General features: G+C 68.0%; 15 protein-coding genes and 2 pseudogenes. 9 read left to right on the top strand and 8 right to left on the bottom strand.

Annotation, left to right across the window (positions count from 1 at the left end; all coding sequences use genetic code 11):
• The first annotated feature begins 70 nt into the window (after window positions 1-70).
• The 3 genes and pseudogenes from CHF15_RS38640 (at window position 71) to CHF15_RS45280 (ending at window position 2,426) form a co-directional block, all read left to right on the top strand.
• Window positions 71-981 (top strand): annotated as a pseudogene (locus CHF15_RS38640) (transposase family protein).
• A gap of 540 nt (window positions 982-1,521) precedes the next feature.
• Window positions 1,522-1,713: a hypothetical protein gene (locus CHF15_RS45285; protein ID WP_179280159.1), complete on the top strand. Its 192-nt coding sequence runs from the start codon at window positions 1,522-1,524 to the stop codon at window positions 1,711-1,713.
• 80 nt (window positions 1,714-1,793) lie between these two features.
• Window positions 1,794-2,426 carry a hypothetical protein gene (locus CHF15_RS45280; RefSeq protein ID WP_179280158.1) on the top strand — a complete coding sequence of 211 codons (633 nt, stop codon included), beginning with the start codon at window positions 1,794-1,796 and terminating at the stop codon, window positions 2,424-2,426.
• Window positions 2,427-2,636: 210 nt separating this feature from the next.
• Here the strand turns inward: CHF15_RS45280 and CHF15_RS38630 are convergent, their stop codons facing one another.
• From CHF15_RS38630 to CHF15_RS38615, 4 genes are all read right to left on the bottom strand, one after another.
• Window positions 2,637-3,395, bottom strand: coding sequence for an SDR family NAD(P)-dependent oxidoreductase (locus CHF15_RS38630; RefSeq protein WP_089228619.1), 759 nt, complete (start codon window positions 3,393-3,395; stop codon window positions 2,637-2,639).
• Between the two features lie 67 nt (window positions 3,396-3,462).
• A complete protein-coding gene (locus CHF15_RS38625; protein WP_089228618.1) occupies window positions 3,463-4,812 on the bottom strand; it encodes an MFS transporter in 1,350 nt (449 codons plus the stop codon).
• A 101-nt stretch (window positions 4,813-4,913) separates the two neighbouring features.
• A complete protein-coding gene (locus tag CHF15_RS38620; protein ID WP_089228617.1) occupies window positions 4,914-5,498 on the bottom strand; it encodes a TetR/AcrR family transcriptional regulator in 585 nt (194 codons plus the stop codon).
• 261 nt (window positions 5,499-5,759) lie between these two features.
• On the bottom strand, window positions 5,760-6,650 hold the full coding sequence (locus CHF15_RS38615; RefSeq protein WP_089228616.1) for a LysR family transcriptional regulator: 891 nt from the start codon (window positions 6,648-6,650) through the stop codon (window positions 5,760-5,762).
• Window positions 6,651-6,776: 126 nt separating this feature from the next.
• Here CHF15_RS38615 and CHF15_RS38610 point away from each other — a divergent pair, with 126 nt between their 5' ends.
• On the top strand, window positions 6,777-7,220 hold the full coding sequence (locus CHF15_RS38610) for a hypothetical protein (protein ID WP_089228615.1): 444 nt from the start codon (window positions 6,777-6,779) through the stop codon (window positions 7,218-7,220).
• A 267-nt stretch (window positions 7,221-7,487) separates the two neighbouring features.
• Window positions 7,488-8,558: a zinc-dependent alcohol dehydrogenase family protein gene (locus tag CHF15_RS38605; protein WP_245939282.1), complete on the top strand. Its 1,071-nt coding sequence runs from the start codon at window positions 7,488-7,490 to the stop codon at window positions 8,556-8,558.
• Window positions 8,559-8,818: 260 nt separating this feature from the next.
• On the opposite strand, the gene CHF15_RS38600 is transcribed toward CHF15_RS38605, so the two are convergent.
• Together CHF15_RS38600 and CHF15_RS38595 are read right to left on the bottom strand one after the other, a co-directional pair.
• Window positions 8,819-10,786 carry a SpoIIE family protein phosphatase gene (locus CHF15_RS38600; protein ID WP_089228614.1) on the bottom strand — a complete coding sequence of 656 codons (1,968 nt, stop codon included), beginning with the start codon at window positions 10,784-10,786 and terminating at the stop codon, window positions 8,819-8,821.
• A 220-nt stretch (window positions 10,787-11,006) separates the two neighbouring features.
• On the bottom strand, window positions 11,007-11,519 hold the full coding sequence (locus CHF15_RS38595) for a winged helix-turn-helix transcriptional regulator (protein ID WP_245939281.1): 513 nt from the start codon (window positions 11,517-11,519) through the stop codon (window positions 11,007-11,009).
• A gap of 159 nt (window positions 11,520-11,678) precedes the next feature.
• Between CHF15_RS38595 and CHF15_RS46125 the strand changes: the two are divergent.
• Window positions 11,679-12,101: pseudogene (locus CHF15_RS46125) on the top strand (Mu transposase domain-containing protein); the annotation flags it as partial.
• 80 nt (window positions 12,102-12,181) lie between these two features.
• On the opposite strand, the gene CHF15_RS38590 reads toward CHF15_RS46125, so the two are convergent.
• Window positions 12,182-13,195, bottom strand: a complete 1,014-nt coding sequence (locus CHF15_RS38590) for an NAD(P)-dependent alcohol dehydrogenase (RefSeq protein ID WP_245939280.1) — start codon at window positions 13,193-13,195, stop codon at window positions 12,182-12,184.
• Between the two features lie 94 nt (window positions 13,196-13,289).
• On the opposite strand from CHF15_RS38590, the gene CHF15_RS38585 reads away from it, so the two are divergent.
• Complete coding sequence (locus CHF15_RS38585; protein WP_089228611.1) at window positions 13,290-13,955, top strand: TetR/AcrR family transcriptional regulator; 666 nt, start codon at window positions 13,290-13,292, stop codon at window positions 13,953-13,955.
• Between the two features lie 102 nt (window positions 13,956-14,057).
• Here CHF15_RS38585 and CHF15_RS38580 read toward each other — a convergent pair whose 3' ends face one another.
• The gene (locus CHF15_RS38580; RefSeq protein ID WP_245939279.1) at window positions 14,058-14,990 is read right to left on the bottom strand and encodes an NAD-dependent epimerase/dehydratase family protein; all 933 of its coding nucleotides are present in this window, start codon (window positions 14,988-14,990) and stop codon (window positions 14,058-14,060) included.
• Window positions 14,991-15,109: 119 nt separating this feature from the next.
• Between CHF15_RS38580 and CHF15_RS38575 the strand changes: the two genes are divergently transcribed.
• Together CHF15_RS38575 and htpG are read left to right on the top strand one after the other, a co-directional pair.
• On the top strand, window positions 15,110-15,733 hold the full coding sequence (locus CHF15_RS38575) for a TetR/AcrR family transcriptional regulator (RefSeq protein WP_179280157.1): 624 nt from the start codon (window positions 15,110-15,112) through the stop codon (window positions 15,731-15,733).
• Between the two features lie 284 nt (window positions 15,734-16,017).
• The gene (gene htpG / locus CHF15_RS38570; RefSeq protein WP_089228608.1) at window positions 16,018-17,958 is read left to right on the top strand and encodes a molecular chaperone HtpG; all 1,941 of its coding nucleotides are present in this window, start codon (window positions 16,018-16,020) and stop codon (window positions 17,956-17,958) included.
• Window positions 17,959-17,990 lie beyond the last annotated feature (32 nt).

Below are 17,990 nucleotides of genomic sequence, written 5' to 3'. Positions count from 1 at the left end.
TAACGAGCTGGTGCGTGATAGCGGGTGACGCGCCTTTGCTGGTGGGTGGCATGATCCGGATGTGGCGATCATGGTCGGTGGGGCGGTTCTCGCGCATCAGGCGTTCACGGGGATATCCCGGCACCATCTCGCCTCTTTGGTCAAGGAGTTGGCTGGGCCGTTGCAGGCCGCTGTCGAGGGTCGCCGTCACGGCACACGTGGTGGGGCAAGGAAGCGTGCGGCAGGGGCAGGCGCCAGGCACCAGCTGGTGTTCGTCGACCGGCTGGTGGCCACACTGATTCACCTGCGACACGATCTGCCGCACTCGGTGCTGGGGCTGCTGTTCGGTGTCGACCGCTCCACTGTCACTCGGGCGATCGGGGAGATCCGCGCCCTTTTGGCCGACCGTGGGTGCGCGGTCCCCGATCGTGCCGGCCTGCGGCTGCGGACGCTGACGGACGTGTTCGCCTACGCCCAGGCCGAGAATGTCGAGCTGCGTCTCGATGCCACCGAGATTCAGGTCCGCCGACCCCAAGCCGGCCGCGGCGGGCGGCGAGCGTTCGTCTCAGGCAAGAAGAAGCAGAACACCATGAAGGCAACCGTCATCGCCGATGATCAGGGCCGCACGTTATGGACCGATGGCCTGCGACCTGGGAGGATGCATGACGCGACCGCCGCACGCAACGACGGCATCGACGCCTGCTTCCAGCACTTCTCCGATGTGAAGGTGCTGCTTGACGACGGCTACCTCGGCCTCAGACGTGATCACCCCGGTCGGGCGGTCACCCCACCGAGGAAGGCGAACAAGATCAGCCTGCCCGAAGTCCACGAAGCCCGCCGACAAGCCACCAACACTCGTCCCGGCGCATCACCGTCGAACACGCTCTCTCCGACCACAAACGCTGGAAGCAACTGGCCCGCTGGACGCATCGACGGGATGCCCTGCCCGCCACCTACCAGGCCATCGCCGGACTGGTTTCCGACCGCACCACCGCAGCCTGAAGCACAGCCCTCCAGCAGACCACCACGCCCTCATGCGCTATCACGCACCAGCTCGTAAGTGTGTGCACCGGTCGCCGGTCGTTGCAATACCCCCTCTCTCGCCGTGCATTGACCATCACTGTCATTGCACTCATCAGTCGTGTAGCTGACCAGCGCAAACAGCACGTTCCCGAGGAGATCGCCGTTGACCGGCACTTCGGCTCGTACTTAACCTTCGGTTCCGGTCGCCCGGCACGGGTGTCAGGTGGTCTCCCGGGGTCAATCGGGGTGGCAGCGCAGCCGGGGTCGCTGTCGAACTGATCTTCAGACGCACCCCGAGTCCGTCCATGTGATCCGCCGCTGAACCGATTTCCATCGACGCCGGGTGAGACGCAGCAGCAGATGTCGTTCGATTGTCAGGAGTAGCATCCCGTGCGAGCCAAAGGCATCACCTACGACACCGGCTTCACTCCGGGCTGAAAGAGTTCGCGGCCCGTCTTCGACGCCGACGCGGTCCGACGCGAGATCCGCGTCATCGCACAAGACCTGCATTGCGATGCCGTGCGGATCACCGGCGGCGACCCTGGGCGACTGGCCCTCGCGGCCCGGCACGCCGCCGACGCCGGGCTGGAGGTCTGGTTCTCCCCCTTCCCCTGCGAACTGTCCGCCGAAGAACTGCTGCCGTACTTCGCGACCTGTGCCGACCACGCCCAGGAGGTGGGGCCTACGTCTTCGTCACCGGCTGTGAGCTGAGCCTGTTCGCCGCCGGCATTCTCCCCGGAGACGACAGCCTCACCAGAATCCAAGCCCTGACCAGCGGCACCCCCGAGGCGTTGGCCGGGCTCGCCGATGTTCCGGCCCGGCTGAATTCCTTGCTGGCCGACATCGCAGAGACGGTGTGCTCACGGTTCCAGGGAAAGATCACCTACGCTTCCGGGACGTGGGAACGGGTCGATTGGGCGACCTTCGACATCGTCAGTGCGGATGCCTACGGCGATGCCAGCGACGCCTTCCGCCAGGGCCTGCGCGAGTATCTCCGCCACGGCAAGCCGCTCGCGGCGACCGAATTCGGCTGCTGCACCTACCGGGGCGCAGCCGAGCGCGGCGGGACGGGCTGGGTGGGCGTCGTCGATCACGACGCCGATCCGCCCCGCATCAACGGCGATTACGTCCGCGACGAGGAAGAACAGGCTGTCTACCTGCGGGAGATGCTCGCTGTCTTCGACGAGGAAGGCGTGGACACCGCCTTCTGGTTCACCTTCGCCGGCTACGAGGACCCCCACCACGCCGACCCGCGCTTCGACCTCGACATGGCCTCCTACGGGGTGTGCGCGCTGATGCCCGACGGCGGCGTCGCCCCCAAGCGTTCCTTCCATGCCATGGCCGAGGCCTATCACACAGCAACGCCAGTGTTGCTTGTTCAGGGTGAGGACGCATGTACCGATGTGGCAGAACGCCGTACGTAGTCGTTGTGGTCGCCAGGTTCCTCCGAGAATGCCCCGGCCTGCGGGCCAGGGTGTAATCGGAGTTTTCCGACGGAGGAAGTGTGCGGCGCCGCTGCCGGGCAGATGATCTGCCTTGGGCAGGACGAGCGTCGGGGTGTGGCCAGATGGTGCCCGTCGCTCAGCGGCACCGGGTGCCGGTGTAACTCGTCTCCGCGGCTGGGTGGATGTTCGTCAGGCGGAGGCTCCGCTGTCGATGACCAGGTCGGCGCCAACGACCGAGCCGGCAGAGGGGGAGGCGAGGTAGAGCACAGCGGCTGCCACTTCTTCGGCTTCCGCAACGCGACCGAGGGGGTTCTCCGTCTTCATTCGTTCCGCGCGGTCGGCCGTGGTCTCGCCGGGGCGCAGTGACATGGGCGCGTCGGAGGCGCCCGGGCTGACCGCGTTGATACGGATGTTCTGGTGGATGTGGTCGAGGGCGGCGGCGCGGGTGAGCGCGGAGACTGCTGCCTTCGAGGTGATGTAGGCGGCGGCGTTCGGGATCCGCCGGTGTGCGCCCAGGTTGGCGGAGATGTTGACGATGACGCCGCCGCCGTTGTCCTTCATGTGAGCCATCTCGTGCTTCATGGCCAGCCACACGCCGGTGACGTTGGTCCGCAGCACCGCGTCCCAGTCCTCCTCCTCGATGTCGCCGGCGCGTACGGCACCTCGGAACGTGCCGGCGTTGTTCACGGCGACGTCCAGACTGCCGAAGCGGTCGACGGTGCTGCGTACGAGGTTGCGGAGCTGCGCGGAGTCGGTGACGTCGGTGGTGATGGCGGCGGCGGTGCCGCCCGCGGCCTCGATGAGGCCGACCGTCTCGTCAAGAGGGGCCGCGGTGCGGCCTGCGGCGACCACGGACGCGCCTTCGGAGGCGAAGGCGATCGCGATTGCTCGGCCGAGGCCGGAGCCGGCGCCGGTGACGAGCACGGTCTTGCCGGTGAAGCGGTTCATTTCGGTGACTCCTTCGGGTGTGTGATGACAGGGCCGTGGGTGACGGCTGCGTGGCTTGTTCGGGGGACTACGCGGTGCGGTGGTAGTGCAGGAGGGCCACGACGGCCAGCAGGGCGCCGGTCGCAGCCAGGGACGAGGCGTCGCTGCGGAGGGTGAGCAGGATGGCGAACAGCACGGTCGGGCCCAGCTCCATCGCGGTGTTCAGTACGCCGCCCGCGAGTGCGCTCTGCTGACGAGGAACATCGCCGGTGGCGAGCACGGCGGCTCCGGCGAAGGAGGCGGCAGCCCCGAGCGGCAGCAGGACGAGGCCGGGCAGCAGTCCGTAGGCGTACGGAGCGTGCACGTCGAAAGCGGTGAACGCGAGGAGGACGAGCCCAGCCGCGGCTGTGCCGAGACCGGCGGCCGCGACGGCTCGGGGCCCGTACCGACCGATGAGCGGACGCGCCGCGCGTCCCGACACGATCAACGCCACGGCGAACGGCACGAAGGCAGCCGAGGTCTGCAGCTGCGACCATCCGCGGTCCTGCTGCAGATGCAGGGAGAGGACCACGAACGTCATCCCGGTCCCGCACGCACTCAGCGCGGTGGCCGTCAGAGCAAGTGCCCGTCGCCGGTCGAGGAGGAAGACCGGAGGCAGCAGCGGGTCGCGGGCCCGGCGCTCGACGCACCAGAACGCGGCCACCAGCACAGTGCCGCCGAGCAGCGGCCCCACGACACCCGCCGACAACCAGGGCCGGGCGTCGGTGGCGACGAATCCGTAGCTGGCGAGGGTGATCCCGGCAGTGGCGAGCAGCGCGCCGGGCAGGTCGAGCGTTCTGGCGCGGTTCGGCGTGTTGCCCGGCAGCAGCTTGGGGGTGAGGGCGAGGGCCGTGACCGCCACCACGAGGGGCACGCCCAGGGCCCAGCGCCACGAAAGCTGGGACGCGATGACGCCGGAGAGCAGGTTGCCCGCTGTTGCTCCGAGCACGGACAGCCCGCCCCAGGTCGCCATGGCCCTGCCGTAGTCAGCGCGCGCGGGGAAGACCGTGCGCAGCACGGCCATGGCGGCCGGCGCGACGACGGCCGCGCCCGCGCCCTGGGCGAAGCGGGCGACGAGCAGGACTCCGATGCCCTGGGCGAGCGGGGCGACGGCCGAGGCCACGGCGAAGAGGACGAGTCCCGCGGTGAGTGCACGCCGCCCGCCGTAGCGGCCGGCGAGACTTCCGCCGAAGAGCACCAGTCCTGCGAAGGACAACCCGTAAGCCGCACTGAGCAGGATCAGGTCGGCACGGTCAAGACCGAACTCGCGGCCGATCTCGGGCAGCGGTACGGCGATGGCGGAGAGCGTGTAGATCAGCGTGGTCTGCGCGGCGGCGAGGAGGACGAAGGCTCGTCGGTTCCAGGAGACGGCGGCGCGGACGGTACTGGGGGAGGCCATGGATCTTCCTGATTATTTGACCGATCGGTTCAATTTCTTGGCGTGCGCGCTCCATGAGTCCAGCCATGGCACTGGCGACTGGGTGTCCTGATCTAGTCCACCTAGGCCAACAGTGTCAATGCCTGCTCCGCCGCGCTCTGCACCCGCGTAAGGTCGTTCGACGCCTTGCCGACGATCCGCATGCCCTGCATCAGGACGAGCAGCATGCGGGCCAGCGCGCGCGGATCACGATCCTCCGGAAGTTCGCCCTGGGCTTGGGCCCGCACGAGAGCGGAGTACAGCGTGGTCTCGACATGCTCCCAACTGATCTCCACCCGGCGGGCTGCGGCAGGATCGCTCGGGGCGAGTTCCGCGGCCGTGTTGGTGACGAAGCAGCCGGTCAGCCGTACCTCTGGTGAGGTGGCTTCCGCGGCGAAGCGGCGCACCACGGAACGGACCGCCGGCAACGCCGGTCCCGGCTGGGACAGCTCCTCGATGACAGGCGGGTCGCGCAACTCGACGTACCGGTCCAGCGCCTTCAGGTACAGCTCGTGCTTGCTGCCGAAGGTCGCGTAGATACTGGCGCGTCCGATGCCGAGATGCTTGACCAGGTCCGCCATCGACGTCGCTTCGTAACCGCGACGCCAGAACAGCTCAAGAGCCGACTGCAGCACAGCGTCCGGGTCGAATTCCTTGGTTCTGCCCACGCTTCGAATGTAGACCCATCTAGAACGATCGGTCAAATAGCTGAGGCTGTGACTGGCTTTCCGGCGTCTTGGTCGAGCCGTCGAGCCGTCATTGGGCCGTCCGAGAGCGACCAGCAGCGGCCAAGGACGGCCGGTGTTATGGGCGTTGCAGCGCCGTTCGCCCCTGGGATGCGTCATGGCCCGCCGTCAGGTTCTGGCCATACCAGGGCTTAGTGCGCCGTCAGACGACCCACGGCAACGTGAGAGCCCTCCGAGGGATGCTCATCCTTGCCAGAGGAACTCGTGTGCCATCGCGATCATGGCATGTGACGCGGCTCCAGGCGTGCGCTCGGACGGAGCGGCCAGGAAAAACTGCCATTCCAGGTCGGCGTCGTCGACGGTCAGAGTGGCGATGTCCTGTTCCTCACCGAGGGCGACCCGTGGCAGCAGCGCCACGCCCAGGCCGTTTCGGACGTAGGCCACGCCGGTGGTGAGGTCGGTGATCTCGATGGCGACACGATGGGGGACGGAGGCAGCGGCGAAGGCCCGGTCGGCGACGGTCCGGTTGCTGTAGCCCGAGGGGAAGTCCACGAAGTCCAGGCCGGCCAGTTCGGTGATCGACACGGTGCCGCGTTTCGCGAGTGGATGGGCGGCCGGCACGACGAGGTCGAGCGCCGAGGTGGCGAGGGTCGTCAGCGTGACGCCTGTCGGGGGCGGTCCGGGCCCCGAAACGAAGGCGAGGTCCAGCCGCCGTTCGAGAAGGGCTTCGATTAGGCCTCGCGAGCCGGAGGGAGCGGCGCTGGTCTGCAGGAAAACGCCCGGATGACGCCGATGGAATTCGCCGAGGAACACGGGAAGGTCGATGAGCCCGATCGTGGCGATCGCGCCCAGTCGTAGTGTGCCGCGCAGTCCGCCGCGGACCTCGCCCACCGCGTCTGCGCCCTCCCGGACGGCGTCGAGAGCGGCATGGGCGCGCGGCAGCAGGGCAGCACCGGCATCGGTGAGCAGCACACGTCTGGGGGTGCGTTCCAGCAGCGGCGTGCGGAGTTCTCGCTCGAGGTTCTTGATGGTGGTGGAGACCGCGGACTGGACGACGTGCAGCCGTGCGGCGGCGCGGGTGAAGTTCGCTTCCTCGGCGACGGCGACGAAGTACTCGAGCTGACGCAGATCCACCCTCCGAGTATCTCCCGCGCTCGCTGTATCTCTCAACGAGATGGCGGCAGTCTCCGACTTTCGTTGGACCACGCCTGTTGCTTCCGGCGACTCTGTTAGAAGTTCAACCGATACAGGAGGCTGAAGATGACCTACAGGACGCCACCGACATATCTGGGCAGCGGCGATCCGGCGCGGCAGCGCAAGGACTACTACCCCCCTTGGCTGGACAATCTCGCCGATGATGTCACGCTGGAGGCCGGGGTCTTCAAGGGGACCGTCCACGGAGCCAAGGACGTTTTGGCGATACTGTCCTACGCGCGCACTCTGTACGAATTCCAGGACTTCATCTACATCGGCAAGTACGGAGAGAACGGCTTCGTCGAGGACTACGCGGCGACGGTGGACGGCAGGCCGATCGCCAACATTGCCGTCGTCTATATGAACGAGGAGGGGAAGACGCAACACCTTGTGATGAACCACCGTCCGCTGCCGATGCTGCAGTACTTCTCCCGGAAGCTGGGCGAGCATTTCGCTGGGACTGAGTACGCGAAGTACTGTGCCGATCCGTCGGATGCGGACCGCGGCTGAACGGTGTCTCACTCGCTTCTTCCGCTATCTGGAGGGGCGTGTCGCGCAATCTGGCTGCCTGCTGCGGCGGGCGGTCCTGATCGCGCAGCTCGACGAGTCGGTGAAGGCCCAGAGGTGCCAGGCGCTGACGACACTCCGCGCACGGGCTGGTTTCGTTGGGAAGGAAGGGCCCGGAGCCTGGGCGCCGACGAGGGTGACGGCACCGGCATCGTTTTTTGTCAGAACACCCGCCGAGTTTGTCGGGTGCTGAGAGGTGAAAGGTCACTCATGCCCAAATCCATGCGCGCGCTCGTCGCCGGAAAGGTCGGCGAGCCTATCGATGTCCTGCGGCTGGAATCCAGGCCTGTTCCCACGCCCGAAGCCGGTCAGGCATTGATCCGCGTGAAGGCTACTCCGATTCATGCCAGCGATCTGCACGTTCTGCGTGGACGCTATGGTTTCTCCCCTGAGTTTCCCACTATCGGTGGTCACATGGAATGCGTGGGCCGTATTGAGGCCCTGGGCCCTGATACCGAGGGGCTGACGATCGGCGAGCGCGTGGTGAACGTTGCCATCCCGGCGGTACCCGGGCCGCCTGTGGCCGGCACTTGGCAGGAATACCTTGTTTCCGATACGCGAAGGCTCCTTCCGGTTCCCGATCATTTGAGCGATTCCGACGCTTGTCAGCTCGCTGTCAACCCGTTGACCGCGCTGCTCCTCGTGACGCGCGAACTCGACGTACAGCCGGGGGAATGGTTGCTGCAGACGGCCGCGGGCTCGACGGTCGGTCGGCTAGTCATTCAGCTGGCCAGGCATCTGGGCGTTCGCACGATCAACGTCGTGCGGCGGCGTGATGCCGTCGAGGAGATCCTGGCGCTCGGTGGTGACGAGGTCATCTGCACCGAGGACGAGCACCTGCTGCAGCGCGTGGCCGAGATCGCGGGGTCGACCGGTGTGCGCAAGGCCGTCGACTGTGTCGCCGGTCATGTGGGTGCCCAGGTATCCCAGGCATTGGCTCCGGGAGGAGAGACCGTGGTCTACGGCGCTCTGTCCACCCACAGGCAGACCGACCCGGCGGCGCTGACGATCCCGCTGCAGGCACGCTCGGTCATCTACGAGACCAAAGCAGTCCGTGGCTTCTGGCTGAACCGGTGGTTCGGTACCGCCTCACCCGAGGATGCGCTGAGCGCGCTCTCCGAGGTTCGCACTCTCGTCGCCGAGGGGGTGCTGAGCATTCCCCAGGGCCGGCCGTTCCGACTCGAACACTTCGCCGAAGCCATCGCCCTCGCTGAAACACCCGCACGTGGCGCCAAGCCATTCTTCGCTTTCGAAGACGGCCCGGACGGCGACGTCAGGTAGGCCGCCGCCCGGCCGGTGCCGGGCGGCGGGCGGACCCGCATCGCTCGTCAGCCGGACGGAGCGCTACTCGTCTACTCGTCAGGGCCGCTCCCGGCAGGAAACGGCCCTCATCGTCATCGATCTCGCGAACGCGTACCCGCTCTGCCCCGGTAGAGCTCGGCGGCCATCCACCATCCAGGACAGAACCGTGGGAGAGCTCGCCGCAGTCGATGGGCTGTGCCCTATAGGAGACGCGGAGGGTGGCAGGACACGGACGTTGTTCATGCGCGCCGGATCACGAGCACGGCCACGTCGTCGAGGTGGTCGACTGCGATCGCGGCGTCGAGGACGCGGTCGGCGGTCTCTTCGGCGTTCAGTCCGTCGCGGACGGCGCGGGCGGCCAGTGTTCCGGCTCGTTCCAGTCCGGCTTCCAGCGTCAGTCCCGGCCCTTCGACCACTCCGTCCGTGACCATGACCAGCGCGCTGTCGTCGTCCAGGGTGAATATCGCCTCGCGGTACTCGATGCCGGGCAGGACGCCCAGGACGGGCCCGCCCGGCAGCTCGCGGACCTCGTGGCTGCCGTCTGCGTGTGCGCACAGGAGCGGTACGTGGCCCGCACTGGTGCCGATGACCCGCCCGTCGAGCGGGTCGATGTGCAGCATTGCGCAGCTGGCGAATCGTGCGGGGGCCGTCACGACGAGCAGTTCGTTGGTACGGGTCAGCACGGTTCCGGGATCCGGTTCCTGGGCCGCAATGGCGCGCATGGACATGCGGACCTGCCCCATGAAGGCGGCGGCGTCCACGTCGTGCCCCTGGACGTCGCCGATCTCCAGGGCGATCGCGCCGTCGGGCATCATGAAGGCGTCGTACCAGTCTCCGCCGATGTCCAGGCCGTCCCGGCTGGGCCGGTAACGGGCGGCGACCTCCAGACCCGGGAGGTGTTCGGGCAGCGTGGGGAGCATGGTCTGCTGCAGCGCCGTGGCCAGTTCCATTCGCGCCTGCTGCAACCTGATCCGCTTGAGTGCTTGGCCCGCCAGGTCGGCCATCGTGCCCACGAGGGTCTGCTCATCCAGGGGCGACAGGTATCCGCTGTCATAGAGCATCGCCCACGCCCCGAGTGGTCGATCGCCGGCTTCACTGAGCGGGGTGATCGAGATGGCGTAGTCGAAGCCGAGCCGCAGGAACCGTAGCAGCGGGGCGTGCGGCCAGCGGCGGACGAAGTCCGCCCTGTCGGGGATGAACTGCGGCTTGCTGGTGAGGATCGCCTCGGACAGCGGGGTCGGATGGTCCAGCCGCAGGCCGTGCAGGGCCTCGACCTCGTGAATGTCTATCCCGGCATCGGTGGAGATGCGCAGGCGGCTGTCGTCGACGAGGGCGAGCACCGCGCCGCCGGCGCCGAAGGTCGCGGCGAGCCGGGTCAGGACGACCTGCTGAAGTTCCTGCTCTGTGGCTGCGGTGATCAAGGCAGAGGAGAAGTCGGCGGTGTCCTTGGCGCGCTGTCGCTCGGCAGTCAGCGCTGCCTGCGCCTTCTGCTTGCGCTTCTCCTGCTTGGTGTCGTCGCGGACGACTACGAAGGTCCGTTGGGGGCCGTCGAAGCCCAGCTGGAGCCTCCGGACTTGAACGGCCAGTCGGTGCCAGCCGTCGTGCTGGGTGAGGTATCGCAGCCTCACCCAGGGGGACTGCCGTGTGGAGGCCGACCGCAGGAGCTGCCGGAAGGATTCCCTGTCGTCGGGGTGCACTGCCGAGATCACTCTGGAAAGCGGTGCGGTCGGATCCGGGATGAGCGCGACCAAGGCGGGCAGGCCACCGAGCCACTCAAGATGGTCCTCCTGGGATGAATACATCCACAGGCCGAGTCCGGCGGCCGCGGTGGCCAGCCGGAACGGGATCAGCAGGCTGGTGACGTCGTTTCGCGTGTCCAGGGCGCGCACCCAGATCAGCGGTCTGCCACCGGCGGGATCCCGCACCTGTCGTGCCTCGAGCAAGCAGGAAACGGGTACCGTGTTCCGCCCGGGAAACTCCAGCTCCCGCATGGCGACCGCATCCGCCCTGGCCGCGTGGGCCACCAGACTCTCGGCCGGCATTTGCTGGCTCGCAGGCCACAGATCCTTGAAGTCACGTCCCACGCACCGTTCCAGCGGCCTGTCCAGCGCCGTGGCCATCGCGTCGTTGAGGCCGCGTACGGCACCCTCCAGCGTCAGAAGAGCCGACGGGCAAGCCCTTCGAAGAAGTTCGTCCGAGGCGTCCATCCGTGGCTCCTTGGCTGGCCCATGCTGAAACAGCCTCTTCACCCATTTTCGCGCATTCTGTCGCGATATCTCGATAAGGGGTCTCCGGCAGCCCCCTCATCTGTCCGACCCCTTACCGCCCGCCGCCCGCCGCCCGCCGCCCGCCGCCCGCCGCCCGCCGCCTCCGCTGAGAACTGCATGCAGTTCGTGCGTGGAGCGCACTCGGGTGCCTCGCCCAGGCTTACGGCGTGCCGGCTTGAGGAGAGGTCTTGCCTGCCGGGGAGCGCACTGGGCCGGACTGGTCCCAGCCGGGTGTGAGTTCCTCCCGGTGGATGTCTTCGCCGTGGACTTGTTCACCGCAGGTTTCGCAGACCGTGTGGGTGACGAGTTCGTGGTCTCGGTGCAGGATCCGGCTGGGTGGTGCGGTGACGACCCAGCGGTCGCCCCAGCCGATGAGCTCGCGGGTGATGGCCCCCAGGTCGCGCCCGGCCTCGGTCAGGTAGTAGCCGTTGTGGCGTGCGTCGTCCGGCAGTGGGCGCCGTTCGAGGATGCCGCTTTCCACCAGTGCTTTCAGGCGTGCCGCGAGGCGGTCCGTGGGGGCGCCGGTGTTCCTGGCGATCTGTCGGAACCGGTGGTTGCCGAGCATGACCTCGCGGATCGCGGGCAGGGCCCATCGGTCGCCGATGACCTGGAGAGAGGCGGCAAGCGAGCAGGGGCGGCCCGACATGTCCCGGGGATCGATGCGCGTACTCACCGTTCCATTGTCGCACCGGGGTGGTTTGATTTCCAAACTACCCTGCGTTTCGCTTGCGGCATGGCTTCGTTGCTTCGATTTTCAAAGCACCAGCGAGTGGCCGTTGCCGTCGTTCCGTGGCCGTGTTCATGACCAACCTTGATCTGCTGATCGTCAACGCACGTGGCTCGGGTCGCGGTCCGCAACCCCGAACTGATGCCGATCGCACGCCACTACGGCACAGGCGTCAGGACGTGAGTGCCGGCCGACCTGGCCTCGAAGGGCGGCACGGAGGCCAGGGTGCGGATCGCGAAGCGGGACCTGGTCCCCACCGCGGTCAACCCTCGACCCGACTATGGCGACTTCGACGAGCTCCATCGGGCCTGCGTGGACTTTGTGACGGAGGTGAACGCCCGCATCCACCGCGAGACCCGACAGGCCCCGGCAGAGCTTCTGGCTGAGGAACGGCTACGGCTGCACCCGGTGCCTGAGCAGCCGTTCACCACCGCATTCGGCGAAATCCGCCGGGTCGGCAAGGACTCCACGATCTCGGTCGAGTCGGTCGCCTACTCGGTACCGGACCAGCTCGTCGACGAGCGTGTGAGGAGCGGCCTCGGGGTACGTAGGTGCCCGGGCCATGGACGTCAGCCGCGGCCCGATTGCTCATCGGCAGAACCTCGGCGTCAAAGGGTGAGCGCGAGCTTGCCCGTGGCGCGGCCGTCGAGGAGGTGTCGGACGGCCGCGGCGGTCTCGGCGAGCGGGTAGACGCGGTCGACGACAGGGCTGAGCACGCCCGCGTCGATGAGGGCGGTCAGGTCGCGGAGCCCGTCGGCGTGCTCCGAGGTGATGAAGGTGCCCAGATGCCGGCCGGTGAACGGGGAGAGCATTTGCGCGCGGATCTGCCGGTCGGTGCCGCCGAGCCAGAGGCCGTTGGTCTCGCTGCCGGTGATGACCAGTCTGCCGCGGGGTGTGAGGGCGCGGCGCAGGTCCCGCAGGCTGCGATGGCCCGCGATGTCGATGATGGCGTCGTAGCGGTGCGGGCCGGCAAGGAAGTCCCCGCGCGTGTAGTCGATGACCTGGTCGGCGCCCAGCGCGCGTACGGCGTCCAGCTTGCGGGTGCTGGCGACGGCCGTGACCTGGGCGCCGAAGGTGCGGGCGAGTTGGACGGCGAAGGTGCCGACGCCGCCGGAGGCTCCGGTGATCAGGACCCGTTGGCCCTCCTGGACTTTGCCGTTGTCGCGAACCGCCTGGAGTGCCGTGAGCGCACTGGCGGGTACCGTGGCCGCCTCCTCGAAGGTGAGTCCGGTCGGTTTGGGAGCGATCCTGTCGGTACGGGCGGCGGCGTATTCGGCGAACGCGGCGGCCGCTGTGCCGTAGACCGCGTCGCCAGGTGCGAACCCGGTCACCTCGGAGCCGACGGCCTCGACGACACCGGCGATGTTGCGACCGGGGTTGGGGAGCTTGGGCCTGCGCAACCCGCTCACGGGCCGGACCGCGTACGGCAGGCCCGCCATCAGGTGCCAGGTGCCCCGGTCCACGCTGGAGGCACGTACCCGCACCAAGACCCCACGGGGACCGATGCGGGCCCGGGAGAGCCGCGCCATGCGGAGCACGCCCTCGGGCTCGGGGCCGTAACGCTCCTGCACAACGGCCTGCATCGTTTGGGTCCCACCGGTTGCCGTGATCGGCTCGCTCATGGTCCTCCTCCCATCGTGCTTACGCCGTAAGTACAGCACTTACGGCGTAAACTCGTCAATGCCGAAGGCTTACGAGAGGAAGTGACCGCCCACCGTGACCCGACGAACCACCCCGCAGCCCGCCCGCAAGACCCTCACCCGGCAGCGGGTGGTGCGTGCCGCCGTCGAACTCGCCGACGCCGGCGGCTTGGAGACGATCAGCATGCGCAAGGTGGGCGAGGCCGTCGGGGTCGAGGCGATGTCCCTGTACAACCACGTCGCGAACAAGGAGGACCTGCTCGACGGCATGGTCGACGTGGTCTTCGGCGAGGTCGAACTGCCCACGCCGGGTGACGACTGGCGACAGGCGATGCGGCAGCGTGCGATCTCCATGCGTCTCGCGCTGTCCCGCCACCGCTGGGCGATCGGGCTGATGGAGTCACGCTCCACTCCAGGCCCGGCAACCTTGCGCCATCACGACGCTGTTCTCGGCTGCCTGCGTGAGGGCGGCCTCTCCCTCACCCTGACTGCGCACGCCGTCTCGGTTCTCGACAGCTACATCTACGGGTTCGCGCTGCAGGAGAAGACCTTGCCGTTCGGGTCCCCCGAGGAGACCGCCGAACTGGCGGGCTCCATCATGAGCGGTTTCGGCGACGGCGAGTACCCGTACCTCACCGAGATCGCGACCGCCCACGTCATGCGTCCTGGGTACTCCTACGGCGACGAGTTCGAAGCAGGACTGGACCTCATCCTCAACGGCCTTCAGCAAGCGGCGAGCTGACGAGACAACAGGGGCGCCCGGTGGCGATCCGGTGCCCCGTCCTCCCGAACCGGTGGGGTCGGACGAGTCCAGGGACACCGGCGGGCCATGAGGAGCCCGGCGTCAGCGGTTCAGCGTGGTCCGGAACCAGGCGAGGGTGGCGTCGACGGCCTGTGGGTGGGGTGTGGTGGGCAGCGGGCCGAAGGTGTCGGTGAACTTGGTGGCATCGGTGACGAAGGGGCGGTCGCGCTGATACCAGGTTTCACCGAGGGCCCGGACCGTCGGGTTGACCAGGCCGAGGCTCCGCTGCATCGTGCGGCCGACCGCAGCGTATTTCTCGGGCAGGCCCGCTTGCGCGAAGACGATTTCCAGGAACTGGCGGCCTGTCAGGGGCGCTGATGCGGGGATGTGCCAGGCCAGGCCGTCGGCCCGCGCGTCCTCGCCGAGGGTCACCAGGCCCTTGGCGAAGTCCGGCAGGTAGCTGAGTGAGTGCGGCTGGTCGAGGTCTCCCACCCAGCGTGCGACTTTTCCTCGCAGGGCCGCGGCGAACACGTTCGTGCCCGCGATGCTGTTCGTGCCCCCGGGACCGTAGTAGTCGGATGCCCGGCCCAGCGCGACACGCACGTCACCGGCACGATGGGCTGCCAGAAGCGAGCGTGCCATCTCGGCGCGGACGCGTCCCCTGGGATTGCGTGCCGCGTCGGGCATGCCCTCGGTCATGGGCGTGGTCACGGGGCCGTACATGTACAGGTTGTCCGCGAAGACCAGCTTGGCTGCCGCAGCCGCCGCGCCTTTGCGCACCGCTTCGGTCATCGCCGCGAACTCGTTCACCCACCGGTCGTAGGCAGGCGCGGCGCAGTGGTAGACGACGCCGGCGCCGGCGCACGCGGCTGTGGCTCCATCGGCTGAGGTGACGTCGCTGCCCATGACTTCGACGCCGTCCGGCACGGGGAGCCGGCCGCTGCGGTTCACCGCACGGACACGGCGCCCCCTTGCGACGAGTTCTTCGACGACGGTGCGCCCCACGGCGCCACCGGCGCCGAGGACGACGTGCAACTCGGATCCAGCGGACACAAGGCCTCCTGCAGTTGCTCTCCCTGCCCCCATGGTTCGTCCGGGCAGGGCGGGTATTTGGTAACGCCGTTATGAAACATCGTTGCGATACCCTTGTCAACATGGGCAGGCCACGCATCCGCGACTACGACGAACTCCGCCGGCATCTGCTGGACGCGGCGGGGCGCCTGCTTGCCGAAGAGGGTCCCCAAGCCCTGAGCACCCGGCGCGTCGCGCAAGAGGTCGGTGCGTCGACGACCGCCGTGTACAACCTCTTCGGCGACAAGGCGGGCCTGCTGCAGGCCATGTTCCTGGAGGGGTTCGCCAGACTGGCCGACGAGTTCGCCGGGGTGTCCTCCGACGGTGACCCGGAAGCCGACCTGATGGCCCTCGGGCATGCCTACCGGGCCGCAGCGCGCGCGAACCCACACCTGTACGACCTGATGTTCGGCCGCCCCGTGGCGGGCTTCCGGCCGGACGAGGCGGCCCTCGCCCAGATCCAGAGCACCTTCGAAACCCTGACGCGCGCCGTAGCCCGCTGCATGGAGGCGGGCCGTTTCGCCCCGGCCGACCCGTACGACGTCGCCGTCCAGCTCAACGCCCTGGTCCACGGCCTGGCGAGCCTGGAACTGCGGGGGGCGCTGGGAACGACAGTGCAGGCCGAGCGTCACTGGCGCATCTCCCTGGAGAACACCTTGCGCGGCTGCCGGCAACCATCGATCACCGACGGGCCGCCCCAATCTTGACAGACCCTCAGTGGTCCCCGCGCCGGGGGCACCGATGCTCGGGAACCCGACGGCTGAGCGGCTGCACCACCGTGTGGCCTTCGTCCCGGTGGGCGTTCGAGCGTCACCTGTCCGGCTCTCCCTCACGGCCCCGAGTCTGCGGCGCGCCCGGCACTCCTCGGGCGGCCTGCCGCGTACCTGTGCGCGTTCGGCGGCGCGGCCTGACTGCCGCTGGTGACTTGGGGTGATCGGTCTAAAGTGCATGTGGTAGTCGTCGTTTCTGATCTTCGGAGGGTTTGCTCGTCATGTCGGCTGAGGTCCACGAGTTCCAGGTGGAAGCCCGTCAGCTCCTGCAGCTGATGATCCATTCGATCTATTCGAACAAGGACGTGTTTCTCCGGGAGCTGATCTCCAACGCCTCCGACGCGCTCGACAAGCTGCGGCTGCAAGCGCTGCGCAACGACGCACTCGGGGCGGACGTCTCGGATCTGCACATCGCCCTGGAGGCGGATGCTCAGGCGCGGACGCTGACGGTGCGGGACAACGGCGTCGGCATGTCGCGTGATGAGGTCGTCGCTCTCATCGGCACGATCGCCAGTTCCGGGACGGCGAAGCTGCTCAAGGAGCTGAAGGACACCAAGGACGCGGACGCGGCGGCCGGTCTGATCGGACAGTTCGGCGTCGGGTTCTACTCCGCGTTCATGGTCGCCGACGAGGTCACCGTGGTCACGCGGCGGGCCGGCGAGAGTCAGGGCACCCGCTGGACCTCACGCGGTGAGGGCACCTACTCGGTCGAGAGCGTCGGCAAGGCGCCCCAGGGCACAGCGGTGACCCTTCACCTCAAGCCCGTCGATGCCGAGAACCAGATGCACGACTACACCGACGGCTGGAAGCTCCGGGAGATCGTCAAACGGTACTCGGACTTCATCACCTGGCCCATCCGCATGCCCGCGCACGCCACGACGCCTGCCGACATGGACTCCGGCTCCGGCGCCGAGAGCAGCGAGCCGGCTGAGGCGGCTCTGGAGACGGTGAACTCGATGAAGGCGCTGTGGGCGCGGTCGCGGGAGGAGGTGACCGAGGAGGAGTACCACGAGCTGTACAAGCACCTGGCCCACGACTGGCTGGACCCGCTGGAGACCGTCCGGCTGCAGGCGGAGGGCACCTTCGAGTACCAGGCCCTGCTGTTCATCCCCTCCCACGCGCCGCACGACCTGTTCACCCGCGACCACCGGCGCGGCCTGCAGTTGTACGTCAAGCGCGTCCACATCATGGACGACTGCGAAGAGCTCCTGCCGCCCTACCTGCGCTTCGTCAAGGGCGTCGTCGACTCCCAGGACCTCTCGCTCAACGTCTCCCGCGAGATCCTGCAGCAGGACCGTCAGATCCAGATGATCCACCGGCGCCTGACCAAGAAGGTCCTGGCCACCATCAAGGACCTCATGACGAGCGCCCCCGACCGCTATGCCACCGTCTGGAGGGAGTTCGGCCCCGCTCTGAAGGAAGGCCTGCTGGGCGACGACGGCAACCGCGACACCCTGCTGGGCCTGTGTTCCTTCGCCTCGACGCACGAGGCGGACGAGCCGGCCACGCTGGCGCAGTACGTGGAGCGCATGAAGGACGGCCAGGAAGAGATCTACTACCTGACCGGGGACTCACGCGAAGCCGTCGAGAATTCCCCGCACATGGAGGCCTTCCGTGCGAAGGGAATCGAGGTGCTGCTGCTGACCGACCCCGTCGACGAAATCTGGGTCACCACGGTGCCCGCATTCGACGGCAAGCAACTGCGGTCCGTCGCCAAGGGGACGGTCGACCTGGAGGCAGGCGAGCAGGACGCCCAGACCGACAGCGATCGCGAGAGTCGGCAGAAGGAGTACACCGACCTGCTGGCCTGGATGACCGGGGTCCTGACCGAGGACGTGAAGGAGGTCCGGCTGTCCACCCGCCTGACCGTCTCCCCGGCCTGTCTCGTCTCCGACACCCACGACATCACCCCGGCCCTGGAGAACATGTACCGCGCCATGGGCCAGGACGTCCCGCACACCAAGCGCATCCTGGAACTCAACCCCGGTCACGCGCTGGTCGACAGCCTCAACAAGGCCCACACCGAACGCGGCGACGATGCCGGTGCCGGTCTCTCGGGAATCGCTGAACTCCTCTACGGCATGGCTCTCATCGCCGAGGGCGGCGCGCTGAAGGACCCCGCGCGCTTCGCCAAGCTGATGGCAGACCACCTCGCCGTCTGATCCAGCCGGACCCGCCCGGTGGGCCGTGACCC

Origin of the sequence: Actinacidiphila glaucinigra, assembly GCF_900188405.1 — a bacterium.
Taxonomy (GTDB): Bacteria; Actinomycetota; Actinomycetes; order Streptomycetales; family Streptomycetaceae; genus Actinacidiphila; species Actinacidiphila glaucinigra.
This window is presented reverse-complemented; position numbering and strand designations above follow the sequence as displayed.